This window comes from Coprococcus sp. AM14-16, from assembly GCF_003434675.1.
Lineage (GTDB): Bacteria > Bacillota > Clostridia > Lachnospirales > Lachnospiraceae > Coprococcus > Coprococcus aceti.
The window spans coordinates 1,376,255-1,395,837 of record NZ_QTLL01000001.1; the positions used below are offsets into that span (position 1 = coordinate 1,376,255).

A 19,583-nucleotide genomic window follows, 5' to 3' on the forward strand; every position below is an offset into this window, starting at 1 on the left:
AGGAGTAATACTCCTGCGCCCTTCTCTGTATGACCTGTATTATTTTATCTCTCATTTCCTGCCACAAGAGCCGTTCCATCATAATCGATGACTATGGCTGACTGTGTGCTTACGCTGCCCGCAAGTATCATCTTTGCAACCAGTGTCTCCACATTCTTCTGCAGATATCTCTTGAGCGGTCTTGCGCCATACACCTGATCATATCCCTGATCGATGATGTGCTGCTTTGCACTCTCCGTAAGTTTGATAGTGATCTCCCTGTCTGCCAGTCTGCTGTTGAGATCTGCCATGAGAAGATCAACTATACCACTGATGTTGTCCTTAGACAGTGCCCTGAATGTGATGATCTCATCGATACGGTTCAGGAACTCAGGTCTGAATCTGCTCTTAAGCTGAGCCATTACGTCATTCTTCAGTTCATCTGTGATCTCTCCGCCGGCAGCTGCGATATCCGCACCACCGATATTTGATGTCATGATAATGATCGTATTCTTGAAGTCCACAGTTCTGCCCTGAGAATCCGTGATACGTCCATCATCAAGCACCTGAAGGAGCACATTGAACACATCCGGATGTGCCTTCTCTATCTCATCAAAGAGGACAACCGAATATGGCTTTCTACGAACAGCCTCTGTCAGCTGACCGCCTTCATCATAACCTACATATCCCGGAGGCGCTCCTATAAGTCTTGACACACTGTGCTTTTCCATGTATTCACTCATATCAATACGAACCATGTTCTGCTCATTGTCAAACAATGCCGCTGCAAGACTTTTTGCAAGCTCTGTCTTACCAACACCGGTTGGTCCAAGGAAGATAAATGAACCTATCGGTTTGCTAGGATCCTTTATTCCCGCCTTTGATCTGATGATCGCATCGCTGACATAGTCAACGGCTTCATCCTGACCTACAACTCTCTTCTTAAGTTCGCTGGCAAGATTGAGGGTCTTGCTCTTCTCGCTCTCAGTAAGCTTTGCAACAGGAATTCCTGTCCACTTGGATACGATCTTCGATATCTCATCTTCTGAAACTACCTCATGGACAAGCTCCCTCTCCTTATCTGAAGCTGTGGACTCAGCCTCTGCAAGCTCTTTCTGGATCGCTGGAAGCTTACCATACTGAAGCTCTGCTGCCTTGTTCAGATCATAATTTCTCTGTGCAGCCTGAATATCAGCCTTGACCTGCTCCATCTCTTCCTTGAGGGTCCTTATCTTCTCAACTGCAGCCTTTTCGTTCTCCCACTTTGCTTTCAAGGAATTTGCCTGATCCTTGAGTTCTGCCAGTTCAGCCTGAAGGTCTGCCAGTCTCTGCTTTGACAGATTATCCTCCTCCTTCTTAAGGGCTGTCTCCTCAATCTCCAGCTGCATTATCTTACGTGTGATCTCATCCACTTCAACAGGCATTGAATCAAGCTCTGTCTTGATCATGGCACACGCCTCGTCAACAAGATCTATTGCCTTATCCGGTAGGAATCTGTCTGTTATATATCTGTTGGAAAGAACCGCTGCGCTTACAAGGGCACCATCTGATATCTTAACTCCATGGAACACTTCGTATCTCTCCTTGATTCCTCGAAGAATAGATATTGTATCTTCAACTGTTGGTTCATCCACCATAACCGGCTGGAAACGTCTCTCAAGAGCCGCATCTTTCTCTATATACTGTCTGTACTCATTCAGTGTTGTGGCACCTATACAGTGCAGCTCACCCCTTGCAAGCATAGGCTTGAGCATGTTGCCCGCATCCATGGCACCGTCCGTCTTACCGGCTCCCACAATGGTGTGGAGCTCATCAATAAACATTATGACCTCGCCCTCAGACTTCTTAACCTCATCAAGGACATTCTTAAGTCTCTCTTCAAATTCACCTCTGTACTTGGCACCGGCCACAAGGGCTCCCATGTCCAGTGCAAATATCTTCTTGTTCTTAAGTCCCTCTGGCACATCACCTCTGAGTATCCTCTGTGCAAGTCCCTCTACAACCGCAGTCTTACCTACACCAGGCTCACCGATAAGCACCGGATTGTTCTTTGTCTTCCTTGACAGGATCCTGATCACATTTCGTATCTCAGCGTCACGTCCTATTACCGGGTCAAGTTTCTGCTGTCTTGCCCTCTCGACCAGATCATATCCGAACTTCTCCATAGCCTCATATGAGCTCTCCGGATCATCGCTGTCCACCTTGTGGTTACCTCTGATTTCTGCCAGCTCCTTGAGGAATGCATTCCTGCTGACTCCCCAGTCTTTGAGAAGCTCCTTGATATCCGAATCAGCCTTATCCACCATGCCGAGGAACAAATGCTCAACAGACACATATGTGTCGCCCATCTGCTTTGCTTCCTTCTCTGCCTGGATGAGAGCCTTTGAGAAGTTATTTCCGGCATACATATTGCCACCGCTGACCTTCGGCAACCTTGCCAGCTTATCCTCCACCGCATTCACGGCACCAGTAACATTCACGCCCATCTTCTCAAATATCTTGGCTATCAAACTGTCATCTATCTCAAGCAAGCCAGCCAAAAGGTGCATCTGCGTAAGTTCCTGATTGTCGTACTCCAGAGCTTTTTCTTTTGCTTTCTCTACAACTTCCAACGATTTACGTGTGTATTTATCCATCTCCATAGCTGTTTACCTCCTAAACTAAACTTTCAGGGAACTGATACCTTAATATCACTTCCCTGTCTGATGATAATATAACACACTTGTTAGCACTCGTCAATACTGAGTGCTAACATTTTTTTTATTATTTTAAATTATTTCTCTCTACGGTAAACTACCACCCCGGCAGCCCCTAATAAACATGTCATCATGACGATGAGCATCAATGCCACATTTCCGTCATCTCCGGTATTTGGAGCACCTGACTCCTTTTTTGAGTCTGCTACAGTTGTATTCTCTGTTGCGGTCACGTTAGTTTTCTCATCGGTTGTCTGTCTCTCTGTTGTTACCTTCTCTGTCGTCTGCTCACTTGACGTTGGTTTTTCAGTTGAAGGTTCATTTGTAGTTGGTTCATTTGTAGTCGGTTCATTTGTTACTGGTACATTCCCCTTCTTTACCACTACCTTTGCAGCAGGAGATGCATAATAATTTTTGGTCTCCTTATATCTCACATAATAATTTCCATCTGCAAGTTTCTTAAGTACCGTGCTTTCACAATCCAACCATTTTTTCTTGTCAACACTATATTCCATTGACATCTTCAGATTAGATATCTGACCATCATTTTTCCCATCCACAGTTTCTGCCGTTGCGACCAAACCTGTAGGTGCCTTCTGCTTTGCCTTATCTATTGTGAACTCTTCCACGATCTGTCCATGCATGGTATTCTCACCCTTGATAGTAACTGTAGCTGTTCCCGCATCAATATTATCCGCATATACACATGAGTAACTTTTTCCCTCTGTCAGAGTCTTTCCGCCATAAGAAACCGTAACCGCAGGTTTCTTTTCTTTTCCATCGTACACATACGATTTTGGAGCAATGCTGACAGCGACATCTGCATCATCCGACAAGCTGCGGTAACGGAGAATAAAATCCTTAGCCTTGGCTCCTGTCTCATCATCAATGATTGTCGTTCCTTCTACAGAAAGTCCCTCTGGTACAAACTCCTTCACACCGTCAAATCCATCTGCAATATGCCCAAAGTTGCTAAGTCCGTCACTGTTCTGTACCGTAAATACACAGTCTGTATCCATCTCAAGTTTTTCAAACCAACACTGTGAACCGTTGAGCGTCACATTTGAGCCATTATTCAGACAGATTCCATCTTTTGTCATCCAGTTGATACTATCCGTAATGAATTTGACATTTGACAAAGTCAGCATAGCATTAGTAAATCCAACACTTCCATTTGTGATACCGCAATTTAATGTTCCGTTTTTCACGTATAACGAATAATCAAAATTCATCATCTGCAAAGTGACACTTTTACCGTTGAGATCTATAATGATATGTTTATTATGTTCACCATCATTGTATCCTATAGAAGCCGAAGGATCATATATATCACTAATTATACATATTGTATAGCCATTCTGTGCGGCTACAAATGCATCAGCCAGTGTAGCATATGATCCGATCTCATCGCCATTGCCATCCGTCACAATTGCCACATCCCCATCCGCGGCCTGCACCTTCACAGAGTTCTTTCCCGCAATAATCACTACAGCAAATATACATGCCATAATCAACCCAGTTACCAATTTCTTTAATTTCATAATTATCCCTTTCCTCCTGTCTTTAATTCCTGGCAGTTACTGCCAGATATTGCCATCAACATAACAAATAATTATAATACACTGGGGCTTTTAGTAAACTAGCCAAACGGCTAGTTTTAAAAATTAAATGACTAAATGCATAACTTTAGTACGAAAAAGAACCAGCACTTATGTGCCGGTTCTCCCTGTTCTGATATTATTCTATTATCACAGCTCCTCACCATTGGTCTCTATAACATGTTTGTACCAATAATAAGAATCCTTCTTGTATCTGTTCAGAGTTCCACTGTTCTCGTCCTCTTCTCTGTCCACATACACAAATCCGTATCTCTTCTGATATCCGTTGAGCCAGCTGAGAAGATCTGTGTAAGACCATGTGCAGTATGCCAGGACACGGCAGCCATCATCACACGCTTTCTTGAGCTCCTCTATGTGATGTTTCAGGTAATCTATCCTGTACGGATCATGGATCTCCCCATCCTCAAACTTGTCAAATGCGCCAAGGCCATTCTCAGATATGACTATAGGAAGATCATATCTCGATGTTATCTGTCTGCAGCACATGCGAAGTCCCATCGGATCGATGGTCCAATCCCAGTCTGTCGTAGGTAGGAATTCATTTGCAGGATTCTTGTAGAGCCCCGGAACGCCCTGCACCTTTGCAGTACCCTTCTTGCCTGTGGTGTTCATCTCATGTGTAGCGCCAACTCCATCTATCGGATTGTACTCTGCAACACATGTTCTGTAGTAATTTACACCCATGAAATCGATAAGAGAGGCAGCCTTCTTCAGTATCTCGTCATCTCCATCTTCTATAACCGGCATCAGATCCTTGCTCTCAAGGTACGCCCTTGCAGCTCTTGGATAACGGCCATATGCATACATATCCATCCAGTAGAAGTTCTCAAGATCATCGTAATCCATCTTCGCCATGGCATTCTCCGGCTTTCTGTCAAATGCGTATGACGGTGTGTATGCGAAGGATGATCCGACCTTAGCATCCGGACATACCTCCTTAAGTGCAATAACGCTCTTGGCATGTGCCATAAATGCATGATGGTTTACCTGATAGAACATCTTCTGATCATCAACCTTTCCTGGTGGGTGCATCCCTGCATTCCAGCCAAGACCTGTAAATACATTCTGCTCATTCATGATTATCCAGTGTTTCACCCTGTCACTGTATCTCTCAAACAGAACCTTTGCATATCTGACGAAATCATCGACTATTCGCCTGCTCTCCCATCCGTGATACTGCTCCTCAAGTGCCTGCGGCATATCCCAGTGGTACACGGTCACCATAGGAACTATATTATTCTTTACAAGCTCGTTGATAAGATCATCATAGAACTGGAGTCCCTTCTCATTGACCTCACCGTTGCCGTCAGGTATTATTCTCGGCCAGGATATTGAGAATCTGTAAGTCTTAAGTCCCATCTCAGCCATAAGTGCCACATCTTCCTTATATCTGTGGTAGTGATCCACGGCCTTATCTCCGGTAGTTGCCTTGAATGTCTTGCCCGGAATCCTCACGAACTCATCCCAGTTGGATGGACCTTTCCCATCCTCATTCCATGCTCCCTCAACCTGATATGCGGCAGATGCACTGCCCCACAGAAAATCTTTCGGGAAACCTTTGGATTTCTCAAAATACATAAATCGCCCTCCATATCGTATTTATATCAGGCATGCCTTCTCCATGCCTTTTTATCGTTATTACAGACTGCCCAGCACATCTCCTATCTTATCCGCTATCAGAAGATCCGCATTGCTGTCCGACTGTGTCGGGGACATATTTATAACCACCAGTTTCCGCCCCCTGAAATATCTGATAAGTCCTGCTGCCGGATACACAACAAGCGATGTACCACCGATTATCATCGTATCCGCCTCGGATATATACTGGAGTGCCCTCGACATATTATCCTCATCAAGTGCCTCCTCATACAGCACCACATCCGGTTTTACTGTGCCGCCACACTTATCACACTTAGGCACACCGTCTGAATTCACTATGTAGTCCAGATCGTAAAATGCATGACACCGTTCGCAGTAATTTCTGTGAACAGAACCATGGAGCTCTATGACATTCCTGCTACCTGCCATCTGGTGAAGTCCGTCGATATTCTGCGTTATCACCGCCTTGAGCTTTCCCTGTTTCTCAAGCTCCGCCAGCTTTATATGAGCCTTGTTCGGCTTTGCATCAGCAAATATCATCTTGTCCTTATAGAATCTGTAAAATTCCTCCGGGTTACGTCTGTAAAAGCTGTGGCTGATTATAGTTTCCGGCGGATACTTATACTTCTGATTATACAGTCCATCCACACTTCTAAAATCTGGTATACCGCTCTCCGTCGATACTCCTGCACCGCCAAAGAAAACGATATTATCCGAATCTTCTATCATCTGTCTCAGCTCATTCAACTTTTCTGTATCCATATACATACACCTCCAGACAATGACTACTGTGTCTCAGTAACCTTTACCATAACTGTACACGTATTTACCACGGTGTACTTATCTCCATCAGGGACACTGAGCGTGATCGTATTATCGCCATATGAGAGCTTGGAAGCATCTATGGACAGCTTCAGGCTCTTGGCCGATACCTTGGACACCGCACTTGAGATTCCGCTCACGGTTATCGTATTGCTATCACCCATGCTCATCTCATAGCTGTATCCACTCTGCTTGCCCCTCAGGATGATATCCCCTGTGGTCACCGTTATATTTCTTGTAACTGATTTCTCGATCGCTATCTTCACATTGATGTATGCGCTCTCCTTTGTCACGACCACACCCTCTGGAAGATACTTTGATACATCAAGTGTAGTCTCAACATCTGCTGTACATCCGCTCACATCAACATCCGTTATATCAAGGCTTGTTATATCCTTTATTATCGATGCGTCTCCACCTATATCAACGGTCTCCGGTACATATGTTATATCTGATACAAGATATCCATCCGCAGGATCTCCTGTGACATCCACATGAACAGGTATATTCTTAGTCTTGTATACCGGAACTGTGACTGCTATCGATATCTCATCGTAGGATATCGACTTGTCTGATACCTTCTCACCATCAGCGGTTACAAATACAGGCGTACAGTTTGTCGTTATATCATCCTTTGCACTGGTCACATCAACTGTCACCTCTGCACGATCTATGCTCGAAACTATACTTGCAGCACCCTTTATCGTTATGAGGTTTGGAGCTGCCACACTGTTACCAACCGTATATCCGGAAGCAACCTCGCCTGTTGTCACCACGGACACAGGAACTGACACTGACTTCTCGTCCTCAAGTTCAACTGACAGCACGTTGTCCACAACAGTTATGCTGACCTTTTTAGCTATGTTGGTGCTGTTCGCAGTTACAGTGATAGGCACCGCATTTGTTATGGATATCTTTGACATATCCGCTACAGCCTTGAAATCCGACGCATCAAGATCACTTATAAGTGATTTACGTCCTTTGACGACTATATCCACGGTATCACCTGAAGTTATCGTGTACAACTGATTCTGACTTGTTATGGCGTCAGTATTTACCAGATTGACCGGAATGTCCCTTATGGTCCTTGTCACGGCTGAATCATCGATATTCAGTACAAGAAGCCACACCAGAAATCCAAGCACAACCGACAGAAGCTTAAGACCTATATTGCTGTATATCTTATTTGCCTTTTTCTTAGGCTCTGCGCTGTTATTTTTCATTCTCATCAGCCTCCTTTCTGGAAGCTTTATTCTTATTCTCCACAACGACTCTCTTTCTCCGCTTAACCGGACGGACACCTGAAGACCTGTGGCTCTTTCTTCCGTTATACTCCTTGCACAGCGTCTGAAGATGACTTCTCACGCCCTCGCTGTCCAGATTCCTGAAGAGCTCGCCTCCCTGTGCAATGGATATTGAACCTGTCTCCTCAGATACGATAAGAGTCATACTGTCTGACACCTCACTGATACCTATACCGGCTCTGTGTCGTGTTCCAAGCTCCTTGTTGATGGAGTCATTTGCAGACAGTGGCAGATAACATGTGGCAGAAACCACCCTGTTCTTTCTTATAATCACCGCACCATCATGAAGCGGTGTGTTGTGCTCAAATATATTGAGAAGTAACTGGTTAGTCACGACCGCATCGATCGGTATTCCCGTATCAATATACTCGCCCAGTGCAACTTCATTCTCAATGACTATGAGTGCACCGGTACGGTTTGCAGACAGGACCTGGGCCGTCTTCACAAGCTCATATATCGTTTTCTCCGATATAACACCATCATCCTCGCCATCTCGTATAATGTAATTGATCAGCTTCTTTCTTCCAAGCTGTTCAAGTCCTCGTCTGAACTCCGGCTGGAACAGGATCACCACCGCAATTATTCCCACACTGAATGCATTCTTAAGCAGATATAAGATCGTATTGAACTGGAACATCGCCGCAATGGCAGTGAAGAGCACGATCATAACTATACCCTTCAGAAGAGTCCATGCTCTGCTCTGCTTGAACCACAACATGATCCTGTATATAAAGAATGACAAAATAAGTATCTCTATTATATCTACTGTGCCTGGAACTGTTATATAAAACCAATCAAAATACGTTGATATAAACGTTGATATCTTATCCATTTCATCCTCCTTTCGGTATATAAATACTCCGTATAATTAATGTGACCTGACAAAAGTCAGGTCACTCACATGTAAGCTCTTTTCAATGTATCTATCTTGTTGATCCTGTAACAGAATCTTCCTTTGCCGCAGACCGGCTTCTCTGTGCGCCTGATCCGGACGAAGTCGTCCTCTTCTGCTGTGGTCTTGGCGATGGCTGCTCTCTTCTGGCTGCCTTTCTCTGGGCACCACCCATGACCTTTGGCACAGCCTTTACATAGTAGTAGTAGTCATCGTCCTCAAACTGTGTATTCTCAACACTTGAGTAGTCCACAACTATCTTGAAGAACTGAACCACTATGGCCACCAGTATCGCCAGTATGCATCCAAGCAGAGCCCCCGCAAGGGATACCTCAACTTCCATGGACAAAGTTCCAACCAGGAACAGTATGATCTCTACCACACCGCCTGTGATGATGGCAACGTACCATGAATATGCAAATGACATTCTATATATTATGTATGTAAGAACTATAACAACTGCAAACACTATTATGGTGAGCAGAAGTGTCTTATCCTGTACCAGATGCTGGAAAATATACTTGTATCCCTCTATCAGATCACCCTCTGCTGAACTTGAGCTTAAAGCGACGTAATCAGCAGTATGCTTCAGGAAGAAGTAGAATATACAGCCAAATGCTGCAGGAACCATTCCTGTGAATCCAGCTGTCATTCCAGCCAGGATCGGCATGAAATACTGGAACTTTATAATGTAAAAGAATGGCATAAACAGAATGATCCATGATGCCTTAGGGAAAAATCTTATATATACACAATACATTATCACAAATATGACAATAAATGAGATTCCAAGCTCCAGACTTGCGCTGGCAACCTGGGCACATGCGTACAGTCCTGCAATGGCAAGTGTGAGCTGGCCTGAAAGGAACGCACACACAAAAGCTGCTGCCAGGACCACTACGATACTGCTTATCGTGCTGTTATATCCTGTGAGATGGTTTATTGACCAGAACACAACAAGTGCCAGTATAAACTTACACAGTGGTGAAACAAATTTATCATACTTACTACAAAAATTCTTTACTCCATCGCGGAAATCCAGAAGTGTTGACATTATCAGTTAGCCCTCCTCTTTTTTTTGACAGAACGGCGTGTTCCGTCCTCGTTCTCATAAAATTCTATCAGTTTCTTAAGATTCTGGTTATACTTTATGAGTTTTGGCTTTGCCTTCATATATCTGTATGTATATAAGACCCACGCGAAAAGCGCAAATGCAATACACACCACTGCATAGCCGCCCACAATGCTGCTCGCCACCTTCACATAGTCAAGCTCTGTGAGCTTCTCAACTATATCTGCAAGATTATAGTATATGTAAGCTGCGGCAAAAACTACAAACAGCACCGTAGATGAAACAATTGTCTTAAGACAGTTAAGCTTCACATAGTCACTTTGAAAATATTTACCCTTTTCGAGATCCTCACGTCCAAGCGACTCCTTGTACATGGCGATCTTCGTCATTAGAATGACCTTTTCTTCATTTACCATTGCTCGATTCTATCTCCTTATTCTGGTCACTTTTCCACAAATGACCATAACTAGCAGTATTATACCCCGCGTCTTAATATTGCGCAAGTTTTATATTTAGAATTTAATGTCTATTAATGTAGGATCACCAAGTGCGTCCGCCGTAATAATCATGTTCATTTTTGTATGTCTCGTATGCATCCATCTCCTGATTTCGTTGCTCAAGACTGTCTCCCTGGATGGCATCGAGCTGCTTTCGTATCTCCGATTCCTTATCAGAAGACTGAGGCTCCTGTGTATCCTCTTCGTTTTCATCGTCACTGCCCTGATCCTTCTGGTCATTTGGATCCTGATCACCTTTCTGATCCTGTTCCTCCGTCTGCTTCCTGAGCTGTTCCTCAAAGGCATCTATCTCATCCTTCAGAGTCTGTGCATCCTCGTAATGTCCATCATCATCATCCCTGTGGGCGCAGTCATTCTCTATGAGAATGTCCTTTGCCCCCTCAAGTATGTCTATCACCTCATCCAGATTCTCTTTGGTAACACCCTCAGGATCTATCTGCTTCACTATGGACAGCGCAAGGTTGACCCTTGTCTTACAGTCGGACTCACCACCCGGCTTCTTTTCAAGTGCCTTACGAAACTCCTGCTCGGCGCCCTCGTAATCTCCCTGACTGTAATATACATCACCAAGATTATAATGGTATATATGTGGCTGAGTAAAGCCAAGCACGGCGTTCACTGTGCTGTCCACATATTGTCCATTTTTGTATTCACTTATAAAATGCTCATTGCACAGATAATTCACCAGAAGCACCGCCATACACAGCAGGCTGACAGCTCCGGTCACTGCAGCAACGATCTTTATTATTCCTGATCTGTTTTTCATTTTATGACTTTCTTTCTCATATCAAAAAATTCATATACAACAAGTCCTGCAAATAATGCTGCAAACAGATAATATATATCCACATATCCTATGGTCTTACCCTTATCCGTTGACTCAGCGGTTCCCCGTGACTTCTCCACAACCTTATCCAGCGCAGAACCATCGTTCATATTTATATAGTCGACGCCCAGATCATCGGCAATCTTTTTCAGATTATCCTCATCGATCTTCGACACCGCTGGTTTATACGGGTAGTCCGATGTGTCCTCAAGCAGCTCCTTCCGGTCATCGTAATATGATTTCACATACATGTTGCCGCCTTCCTTTGTGCCGTACCCCAACACTGCGCCTCCATCAATATATTTTTTCGCCCCGTCAAATGACTTGAGTCTGTCGTCATTGGTTATTTCACCATCGCTTATAAAGAACACGACCACATTTCCATCATTTTTCTCCTTTGCACGCTTAAGGGTATCCGTCATCACATCTATGCAGACATTCATGGACGACCCCCTGGCATATAGCGAATCCAGCGGATATATTGAATCCAGAACACTTTTTGCAAAATTTGAATCATCCGAATATGGCGATATCAGATTTGCACTATTATTGAAGGTTATGACCGCAAATTTAGCACCGTCCATCTCATCAACTATGTGCTCGCAGTCTTTCTTCACCGCCGTCAGCCTCTCTGTATCCCCAGCATAATCCTGAGCCAGCATGCTTATGGTGTCATCCACAACGAACAGCACATATGTGTCAAGCTTCCGGACACTTGTCTCCACGTTGCTGCTTGGGACCATGATCCTCAGATTGATGAGAAATATCAGTATGATGGCAGCTATCTGCCTTATATATGCGCTTCTCTTCCGCCTTTTCAGGAACGCCATGCCAACGCACAATATGAGCATAAGCCAGATTGGTATAATTGGATCTATTCTCATAATTCTCTCCTGTAACGTCTTATAATTTGAGCCAGCGGCCAAGTCCCAGCATTCCTGCAAACAGAACCAGCATCAATACAAATGGATATAACAGCTCAGGTGTCTCAACATCCACCATCCTCACCTTGACCAGATTCTTACTCAGCTTTTCTATCGATGATACTATCTCTCCAAATGATCCGGATTCCTCCTCAAGATAGAATTTACCACCGGTCTTCTCCACCGCATTCTTCATGGACTCCTTGTTTTCCGGTGTCATCTCCTTTGTTCCAACTCCATACACCGTGACATTGTTTGAAACACATATATCGGTCGCCTCATCCAGAGTTGCCACCGGTGTTCCCTGTATATCATTGTCAGTGGAGAATATTACCACCTTTGTCCTCTCCTTGTCAGCATCCGAAAAATCAATTGCCGCAGCAGCAAGGCCGTCCCCTATAAGTGAGCTTCCCCTCTGCTCATTTCCGATCAGAGTTCCAGATGATATATATGCCTGATAATATATCCAGTCGTACCCCGATGAAAATGCATCGTCCAGATTCACTTCATTTCTGCTCTTCAGACACTGTGCGATCAGATCAAGCTGATCCTTCACATACTCATAATCATCCGTGAGCGGAGTAAGCAGCACCGGACTTGTGTTAAATATCACGATTCCAAAACGTTCGCCCTGAAGCTCATCAACTGTTTTCTTCAGCTTGTCCAGCAGATTCTCGTTGAGATAATCCACGGATGTTGATATGTCGATACACAGAATGATGTCCCTACAATACTTTTCATCCTGCATACGCCTGCTCGTGTATGGTTTTGCCATGAGCAGGAATGCCGATACGACAACCAGTACGCAGCATATGAGCGTGGCTGTAAGCCCGGTCTTATATAATATTTTTCTTTTCCTGAAATATGCCTCATCTTCCTGGCATATGAGCCCTGCGATCTTTTTCCCTCCGGCATATTCCTTTGTCTTTTTGTATTTCACAAACACAAATACCAGCATAAACAGCGCAATAGCCAGGCCTGCATATAGAACAATATGATATTTTATTGCCATCTCTCAATCAAACTCCTTGTCTTCTCAAGGGAAGCCCTCACATCACCATCGGACTTTCTTGCAAATTCCGGCGCATAATACTCAGCCACAAGATAGTACAGCTCCGGCATGTTTAATCTTTCTATATCATACAGAGTGTAATTCTGAACCCTTATGCCGGTTGCAGCATGAACAAATCCCCTGATACAACGGCTCATACGCTGATATGCACCTCTTACATCAAGTTTTCCCTGATCATACTGTCCCGCAATATCCGCCAGTTCTGACAGATATCTGGTCTTCACTCTACCCATATCCATAGGCGCAGGCTTCACCACCTTCGGCAGCTCCGCCGCCATTTTTCTACGTCTTCTCAGATACCAGCAGACACCAAAGAACAACAGCACTGCGGCTGTTATCACTCCGGTCAGCACGATCGGCCATACCACATACGAAAGCGGCTCCTGCAAATTCACTGAACTTTCCATATCTTATATCTTCTTCCTCTTATCTCCGGGCATCAGCCCATTTAACTACTTTCCAGAGCTCTCAGTCTTGTGCTTGTTGAGCAGCTCTACTATCTTTTCATCCATGCTGTCAGAAGACCTGACCGTCAGGTACGAAATACCAAGTTTCTTAAGCTTGTCGTCACAGGCACTTGAAAGCTCCTGCCTTTTCCTCTCTTCCTTCTTTGCCAGCTTCATGTCCCTGGTAAAAAATTCAGGAATATATGTGTCACCGGATAAGTCATATACATTCTTACCGTTCATCCCGGCATCCTCAACATTTATAAGCAGTATATCATGCAGTACCTTTAACTGCTTTACAGTTGCCTCCGACATATTCAGGATACCTCTGGTGTCCGTCACCACAAGTATGATCATTCTCCTCCTGAAATTCCTCGCAATGAAGCTCAGCGCATCCCCCGTATCCGAGTCATTAGTCATGGTAACGTTCCTGTGGTAACCCGCAAGAATATTTTCGACATTTGCAAAGCCTGTCTTAAACGGATAGTGCTCCACGCCCCTGTCTGAAACATAAGTAGCGCTCACATAATCACCATTGTCACACACCATATATGCCAGGGTTCCTGCCGCCATAAGTGCAACGTCACTCTTCTCCTGAACATCATTGGCATATCCAAGCATACGTTTTCCGGCATCCATCACCAGCATTATATTATGCTTCTTCTCGGCGATATACTGTCTGACCAGAAGCTTCTGGCTCCTGGCAGATGCTTTCCAGTCCATGTCCTTGATATCATCGCCAACGACATACTCCCTGAGCTCATCAAAGTTCATACTCCTGCCCTTATAGATGGAATTGTACGAACCATCGATTATCCTCGACGTTGCCTTGGTAGTATATATGGTCTTATATCCCTTCATATTTCCCTGTATTCTGGATATATATGTCATCTTCATAATTAACTGTCTTCCCCTACGGCGTCTTAACCGAACCTATTATGGCATCTATAATCTTCTCAATCTTCACGTCTTCCGCAACAGCGGCAAATGTAAGCATGATCCTGTGTCTCAGGACTGAATATCTGAGTGCTTTCACATCATCAGGAACACAATATCTTCTCCCATTTATAAGTGCGATCGCCTTTGCTACCTCCATGAACGCAATAGCCGCTCTTGTGCTCGCACCCATGGCAACATACTGTGCAAGCTCAGGTACAAGTATCTTATCCGTCATTCTGGTTGCCTGAACTATATCAACTATATATTTCTTTATCGCCGGATCTATATAAATCCTCTTGCACAGCTTCTGAAGATACACCACATCGTCAACGCTGGCAACGGATTTCACGTCTGAAAAAACTCCTGCCTCCACTCTGTTGAGTATCTCCATCTCATCCCTTGCGCTTGGATATGTCACAGTCTCCTTGAGAAGGAATCTGTCAAGCTGTGCCTCTGACAGCACATACGTACCCTCAGATTCGATTGGATTCTGGGTCGCTATTACCACGAACACCTCCGGCAGCTTATATGTCTTTCCTCCTATACTGACCTCTCGCTCCTGCATCGCCTCCAGCATGGCACTCTGTGTCTTCGCACTGGACCTGTTTATCTCATCGAGTAGTACAAAGTTCGAATAAACCGGACCTATCTTATCCTCAAATGTATTGGTCGCCATGTTGTACATCTGGGTTCCAATTATGTCGCTCGGTATAAGATCCGGTGTACACTGGATCCTTGAAAATGATCCATTAACCGCCTCTGTCATAACCCTGGCAGCAGTGGTCTTGGCAAGTCCCGGAACGGATTCCAGAAGCACATGACCGTTTGTCATCATTGCAACCAGAAGTGAATATCCCAGATAAGGCTGTCCCACAACCTTACTGTTATAGTAACTCAGCAAATTATTGATTATCTCCGAAGCCTTCTGGACTTCTTCATTTGTTATCTCTCTGTTATCCTGCATAACTACTCTCTTTCCTTTATTTATTATGATGTCTATCTCCCCAGCATCTATGGTATATAGAATATACCTTTACATGTGATTGCACAAGTTAACAAATATAAAGTGACCATGCTATATTTTGTCCATATAAACAAAAAAGTGACCAGGGGGTACCTGGTCACCATAATGAGGGGAGAGAGGATTCAAATAAATGAAAACTCTACTCTCACATATTAACTTATGTTCCATCATAAGTCAACTATTTTTTTCGATAAATATACCTTTTATTTGCAATTTAATCTGCCTACTCCGCATCCGCTACTCTAGTATTCGCATTCACATAACTTGCAGGATTCCTGCGCTTGATGACCCTGAGTACAAATACCAGAAGGACCATCATTGCTATGAATATCGGAAGCATGATAAACCACTTAACATGTAGACGATATGTAATCGGTCCAACTATCGCATATGCCACAAATGACATTATAGCTGCTGTTATCGCATATGGGAGCTGTGTGGCCACATGGTTTACATGGTTACACTGTGCTCCCGCTGATGCCATGATAGTGGTATCTGATATAGGTGAGCAATGATCTCCACATACTGCACCGGCCATACATGCTGATATAGCTATTATCATGAGTTCATTATTCTTGCCCTCAAATACTGCGCACACAATAGGAATAAGTATTCCAAATGTTCCCCATGATGTTCCTGTTGCAAACGCCATGAGACATCCAACTATAAATATAACTGCAGGAAGGAAACTGAACAGACTTCCCGATGCAGATGTCATTGCTGTCTGTACGAAATCCTTTGCACCCATCATATCGGTTGTTCCCTTGAGCGTCCAAGCAAATGTAAGGATCAATATAGCCGGTACCATTGCCTTGAAGCCCTCAGGTATAGCCTCCATACATTTGCCAAAATCCAGGACTCCTCTTATCACATACAGAAGAATTGTAATAAGCAGTCCGAACAAGCTTCCAATTGCAAGTCCAACAGATGCATCACTGTTTGAGAATGCCTCTACAAAGCTTACACCGCTGAAGAATCCACCTGTGTAGATCATTCCTATAATGCAGCAGATAACAAGACATATGATAGGTATTATAAGATCAACTACCTTGCCGTTGCTGTTGACCACATCAGTCTCCTCTGCTGTGACAGTCTTCTTGCCATCTCCCATTGAGAGAAGATCTCCCTTCAGGGCATTGAGCTCATGCTTCTCCATGGAACCAAACTCAACCTTCATAACGATCATTGCGATCATCATCGCAAGTGTGAGGAATGAATAATAGTTATATGGTATGGCCTTTATAAACAGGCCAAAGCCATCCTCACCCTTTACAAATCCACTGACGGCCGCAGCCCATGATGATACAGGGGCTATGATACATATAGGTGCCGCTGTTGCATCTATAACATATGCAAACTTCGCCCTTGATATCCTGTGTTTATCAGTTACAGGCTTCATAACGCTACCGACTGTGAGACAGTTAAAATAGTCATCGATAAATATCAGAACTCCCAGAAGAACTGTGCAGAGCTGCGCGCCCTGTCTGGTCTTGATATGGGTAGCTGCCCAGTCACCAAATGCCTTGGATCCACCTGCCTTGTTCATAAGTGCAACTATGGTTCCAAGAATGACAAGGAATATCAGTATACCTACATTATATGAATCTGAAAGCTGTGCGATCAGTCCATCCTGCAGTACATTCGATATACTGCCCGTAAAACTGAATCCGGAGGCAAACACACTTCCTATTACAATTCCTATAAACAGTGAACTGTAAACCTCCTTCGTTATAAGTGCCAGCGTGATAGCGACAACCGATGGTACAAGTGCCCAGAATGTCGCATATGTCGATGGCGATGGAATCTTATCTACATATATAGACAGAATTCCGAGAACCGCAATAATGAGAATTACCACGGCGATGGCAATAAGATTTTTCTTGCTGCTCTTCATCTTGATCCTCCCTGATCTTTTTTCGTATGCATATTATCTGTGATAATTCATCTGTGAAATAATGTATTATCACGTCATATAAGTAAAGTTATATCACATAAGCATGCCATTTGAATAGTACAAATGTCTGATTTTTTTCCTTTTCAGTCAAAAACAGTCAAAATTTATTATGAATATGTGAATATGACGGAAAACAATCAAATGCTATTGCATAAATAACATTTATGTCATATTATCAGCTTGTAAGCAAGAGATACAAGAACAGCAGAAACATCTTCAGCTTACACTGGAATTTGACAATTTACTATTTTTTGTTTTTACTCCCTTTTTTCGTAGTCAGAAATGACTACACCCCCCAATCCCTTAATTGACGCAGCCGTCAAGCGGCTGCGTCCCTCCCTTAAAGGCGAGTAACCAAAGGTTATGATATATTCAATATCAGCTCACAAAAAATCTTATATAAATAAAAAGAGCAGAAGCATGATCGTCTAATCGTGATTCTGCTCTTTTATTATTATATATCTCTTCTGTATTGCGCAACTTGACTGTGTGCAACTTGCGCAATATCATTGCGTTATGTAACATCAGATGATTTTTTACGATTATACATGCAAAAGCAGTCAAAAACAGTCAAAATCGCCAACAAATATGGCATTATAACCTAAATGAGCCAAATGCTATTGCAATCCTGATCCATTTATCATATTATCAACTTGTAAGCAAGAGATACAGAAAAACAACAGAAAGCGTTGACAGCTTACACTGAAATTTGACAATTTACTATTTTTTGTTATTTACTCCCTTTTTTGTAGTCAGAAATGACTACACCCCCCAATCCCTTAATTGGCGCAGCCGTCAAGCGGCTGCGCTCCTCCCTTAAAGAGAGTAAAGCTAATATATAAGTTATACTCAATCGGCTCACAAAAAACTTTATATAAAAAAAGAAGCAGAATCATAATCGCCTAATCATGATCCTGCTTCTTTTTTATTCTTCAATAAATCCCTTGAAGTTCTTCTCCACCAATTTTCTGGGCACCATGACCTGATGATCACAGCCAGTACATCTGAGTCTGAAATCCATTCCTACTCTGAGTATCTCCCAGGAATTCGTTCCACAAGGATGCGCCTTCTTCATCTTTATAACCTGTCCAACCTCAAATACCATTCTGATATCTCCTCCTTCGGAATCCTATAAATATACATACTGTACGTTTTGGAGGGCTTTGCCCGCATAAACAAATAAAAGCTGAAACTCATAAAAGTTTCAGCTTTTCATCTAGTGCCCAAAGCTGGAATCGAACCAGCGACACGAGGATTTTCAGTCCTCTGCTCTACCAACTGAGCTATCTGGGCTTACATAAAAATAGCGGGGACAGGATTTGAACCTATGACCTTCGGGTTATGAGCCCGACGAGCTTCCAGACTGCTCCACCCCGCGGCAAAAAAATAAAATGGGCGGAGATGGATTCGAACCATCGAAGCATTACGCAGCAGATTTACAGTCTGTCCCCTTTGGCCACTCGGGAATCCACCCATTTATTGCTTTTTGGCAACTTCTTGCTTTAAGCAAAAAGCCGATGATCGGACTCGAACCGATAACCTGCTGATTACAAATCAGCTGCTCTGCCAATTGAGCCACATCGGCATATTTAATTGTCAAATGACCCCAACGGGATTTGAACCCGTGTTACCGCCGTGAAAGGGCGATGTCTTAACCGCTTGACCATGGGGCCAGGTTTTCAAAAGCAGCTCCCCGAGTAGGGCTCGAACCTACAACCCCTCGGTTAACAGCCGAGTGCTCTACCATTGAGCTATCGAGGAATATCACCTGGTAAACCACGGCGTCTTTGTCAATGTTAACACATTTGACTTGAAAATGCAAGTGTTTTTTATATTTTTTTAACTTGTACCTTCAGAATTTCACACAGAAAGAGGTATCTTCTAAAGCTTATCTCTTA

The 19,583-nt window shown here is 43.7% G+C and carries 16 protein-coding genes and 6 tRNA genes; all 22 read right to left on the reverse strand.

The window, feature by feature from the left end; genetic code table 11:
* Nucleotides 1-44: 44 nt before the first annotated feature.
* Nucleotides 45-2,621: an ATP-dependent chaperone ClpB gene (clpB, locus tag DW159_RS06070; RefSeq protein ID WP_117549364.1), complete on the reverse strand. Its 2,577-nt coding sequence runs from the start codon at nucleotides 2,619-2,621 to the stop codon at nucleotides 45-47.
* Between the two features lie 131 nt (nucleotides 2,622-2,752).
* A complete protein-coding gene (locus DW159_RS06075) occupies nucleotides 2,753-4,216 on the reverse strand; it encodes an LPXTG cell wall anchor domain-containing protein (protein ID WP_117549366.1) in 1,464 nt (487 codons plus the stop codon).
* A 207-nt stretch (nucleotides 4,217-4,423) separates the two neighbouring features.
* The gene (locus DW159_RS06080; protein WP_117549368.1) at nucleotides 4,424-5,872 is read right to left on the reverse strand and encodes a glycoside hydrolase family 1 protein; all 1,449 of its coding nucleotides are present in this window, start codon (nucleotides 5,870-5,872) and stop codon (nucleotides 4,424-4,426) included.
* A 60-nt stretch (nucleotides 5,873-5,932) separates the two neighbouring features.
* Nucleotides 5,933-6,655 carry an NAD-dependent protein deacylase gene (locus DW159_RS06085; protein WP_117549370.1) on the reverse strand — a complete coding sequence of 241 codons (723 nt, stop codon included), beginning with the start codon at nucleotides 6,653-6,655 and terminating at the stop codon, nucleotides 5,933-5,935.
* A gap of 23 nt (nucleotides 6,656-6,678) precedes the next feature.
* Nucleotides 6,679-7,938: a CdaR family protein gene (locus DW159_RS06090; protein ID WP_158547583.1), complete on the reverse strand. Its 1,260-nt coding sequence runs from the start codon at nucleotides 7,936-7,938 to the stop codon at nucleotides 6,679-6,681.
* Entirely contained in the window at nucleotides 7,928-8,851 is a 924-nt protein-coding gene (gene cdaA / locus DW159_RS06095; RefSeq protein WP_117549373.1) for a diadenylate cyclase CdaA, read from the reverse strand. The genes DW159_RS06090 and cdaA overlap by 11 nt, the downstream gene beginning before the upstream one ends.
* Before the next feature lie 91 nt (nucleotides 8,852-8,942).
* A complete protein-coding gene (locus tag DW159_RS06100) occupies nucleotides 8,943-9,965 on the reverse strand; it encodes a hypothetical protein (RefSeq protein ID WP_117549375.1) in 1,023 nt (340 codons plus the stop codon).
* 2 nt (nucleotides 9,966-9,967) lie between these two features.
* Nucleotides 9,968-10,399, reverse strand: a complete 432-nt coding sequence (locus DW159_RS06105) for a hypothetical protein (protein WP_015533974.1) — start codon at nucleotides 10,397-10,399, stop codon at nucleotides 9,968-9,970.
* A 124-nt stretch (nucleotides 10,400-10,523) separates the two neighbouring features.
* Nucleotides 10,524-11,267 carry a tetratricopeptide repeat protein gene (locus tag DW159_RS06110; protein WP_117549377.1) on the reverse strand — a complete coding sequence of 248 codons (744 nt, stop codon included), beginning with the start codon at nucleotides 11,265-11,267 and terminating at the stop codon, nucleotides 10,524-10,526.
* Nucleotides 11,264-12,211, reverse strand: coding sequence for a vWA domain-containing protein (locus DW159_RS06115; protein WP_015533976.1), 948 nt, complete (start codon nucleotides 12,209-12,211; stop codon nucleotides 11,264-11,266). The genes DW159_RS06110 and DW159_RS06115 overlap by 4 nt, the downstream gene beginning before the upstream one ends.
* 19 nt (nucleotides 12,212-12,230) lie before the next feature.
* Complete coding sequence (locus DW159_RS06120; protein WP_117549379.1) at nucleotides 12,231-13,262, reverse strand: VWA domain-containing protein; 1,032 nt, start codon at nucleotides 13,260-13,262, stop codon at nucleotides 12,231-12,233.
* Nucleotides 13,253-13,729 carry a hypothetical protein gene (locus DW159_RS06125; RefSeq protein WP_117549381.1) on the reverse strand — a complete coding sequence of 159 codons (477 nt, stop codon included), beginning with the start codon at nucleotides 13,727-13,729 and terminating at the stop codon, nucleotides 13,253-13,255. Before DW159_RS06125 ends, DW159_RS06120 begins: the two co-directional genes overlap by 10 nt.
* A gap of 45 nt (nucleotides 13,730-13,774) precedes the next feature.
* Nucleotides 13,775-14,665, reverse strand: coding sequence for a DUF58 domain-containing protein (locus tag DW159_RS06130; protein ID WP_117549383.1), 891 nt, complete (start codon nucleotides 14,663-14,665; stop codon nucleotides 13,775-13,777).
* A 16-nt stretch (nucleotides 14,666-14,681) separates the two neighbouring features.
* Nucleotides 14,682-15,671: an AAA family ATPase gene (locus tag DW159_RS06135; protein WP_117549385.1), complete on the reverse strand. Its 990-nt coding sequence runs from the start codon at nucleotides 15,669-15,671 to the stop codon at nucleotides 14,682-14,684.
* Nucleotides 15,672-15,954: 283 nt separating this feature from the next.
* Nucleotides 15,955-17,625 (reverse strand): Na+/H+ antiporter NhaC family protein, encoded by a 1,671-nt coding sequence (locus DW159_RS06140; protein ID WP_117549387.1) that lies wholly within the window; start codon nucleotides 17,623-17,625, stop codon nucleotides 15,955-15,957.
* 985 nt (nucleotides 17,626-18,610) lie between these two features.
* Nucleotides 18,611-18,790: a DUF951 domain-containing protein gene (locus DW159_RS06145; RefSeq protein WP_015533982.1), complete on the reverse strand. Its 180-nt coding sequence runs from the start codon at nucleotides 18,788-18,790 to the stop codon at nucleotides 18,611-18,613.
* A gap of 115 nt (nucleotides 18,791-18,905) precedes the next feature.
* Nucleotides 18,906-18,978, reverse strand: a tRNA-Phe gene (locus DW159_RS06150).
* A gap of 11 nt (nucleotides 18,979-18,989) precedes the next feature.
* Nucleotides 18,990-19,063, reverse strand: a tRNA-Met gene (locus DW159_RS06155).
* Nucleotides 19,064-19,077: 14 nt separating this feature from the next.
* Nucleotides 19,078-19,159: transfer RNA gene (locus tag DW159_RS06160), tRNA-Tyr, on the reverse strand.
* 38 nt (nucleotides 19,160-19,197) lie between these two features.
* Nucleotides 19,198-19,270, reverse strand: a tRNA-Thr gene (locus tag DW159_RS06165).
* Nucleotides 19,271-19,286: 16 nt separating this feature from the next.
* Nucleotides 19,287-19,358: transfer RNA gene (locus DW159_RS06170), tRNA-Glu, on the reverse strand.
* A gap of 16 nt (nucleotides 19,359-19,374) precedes the next feature.
* Nucleotides 19,375-19,446: transfer RNA gene (locus tag DW159_RS06175), tRNA-Asn, on the reverse strand.
* Nucleotides 19,447-19,583 lie beyond the last annotated feature (137 nt).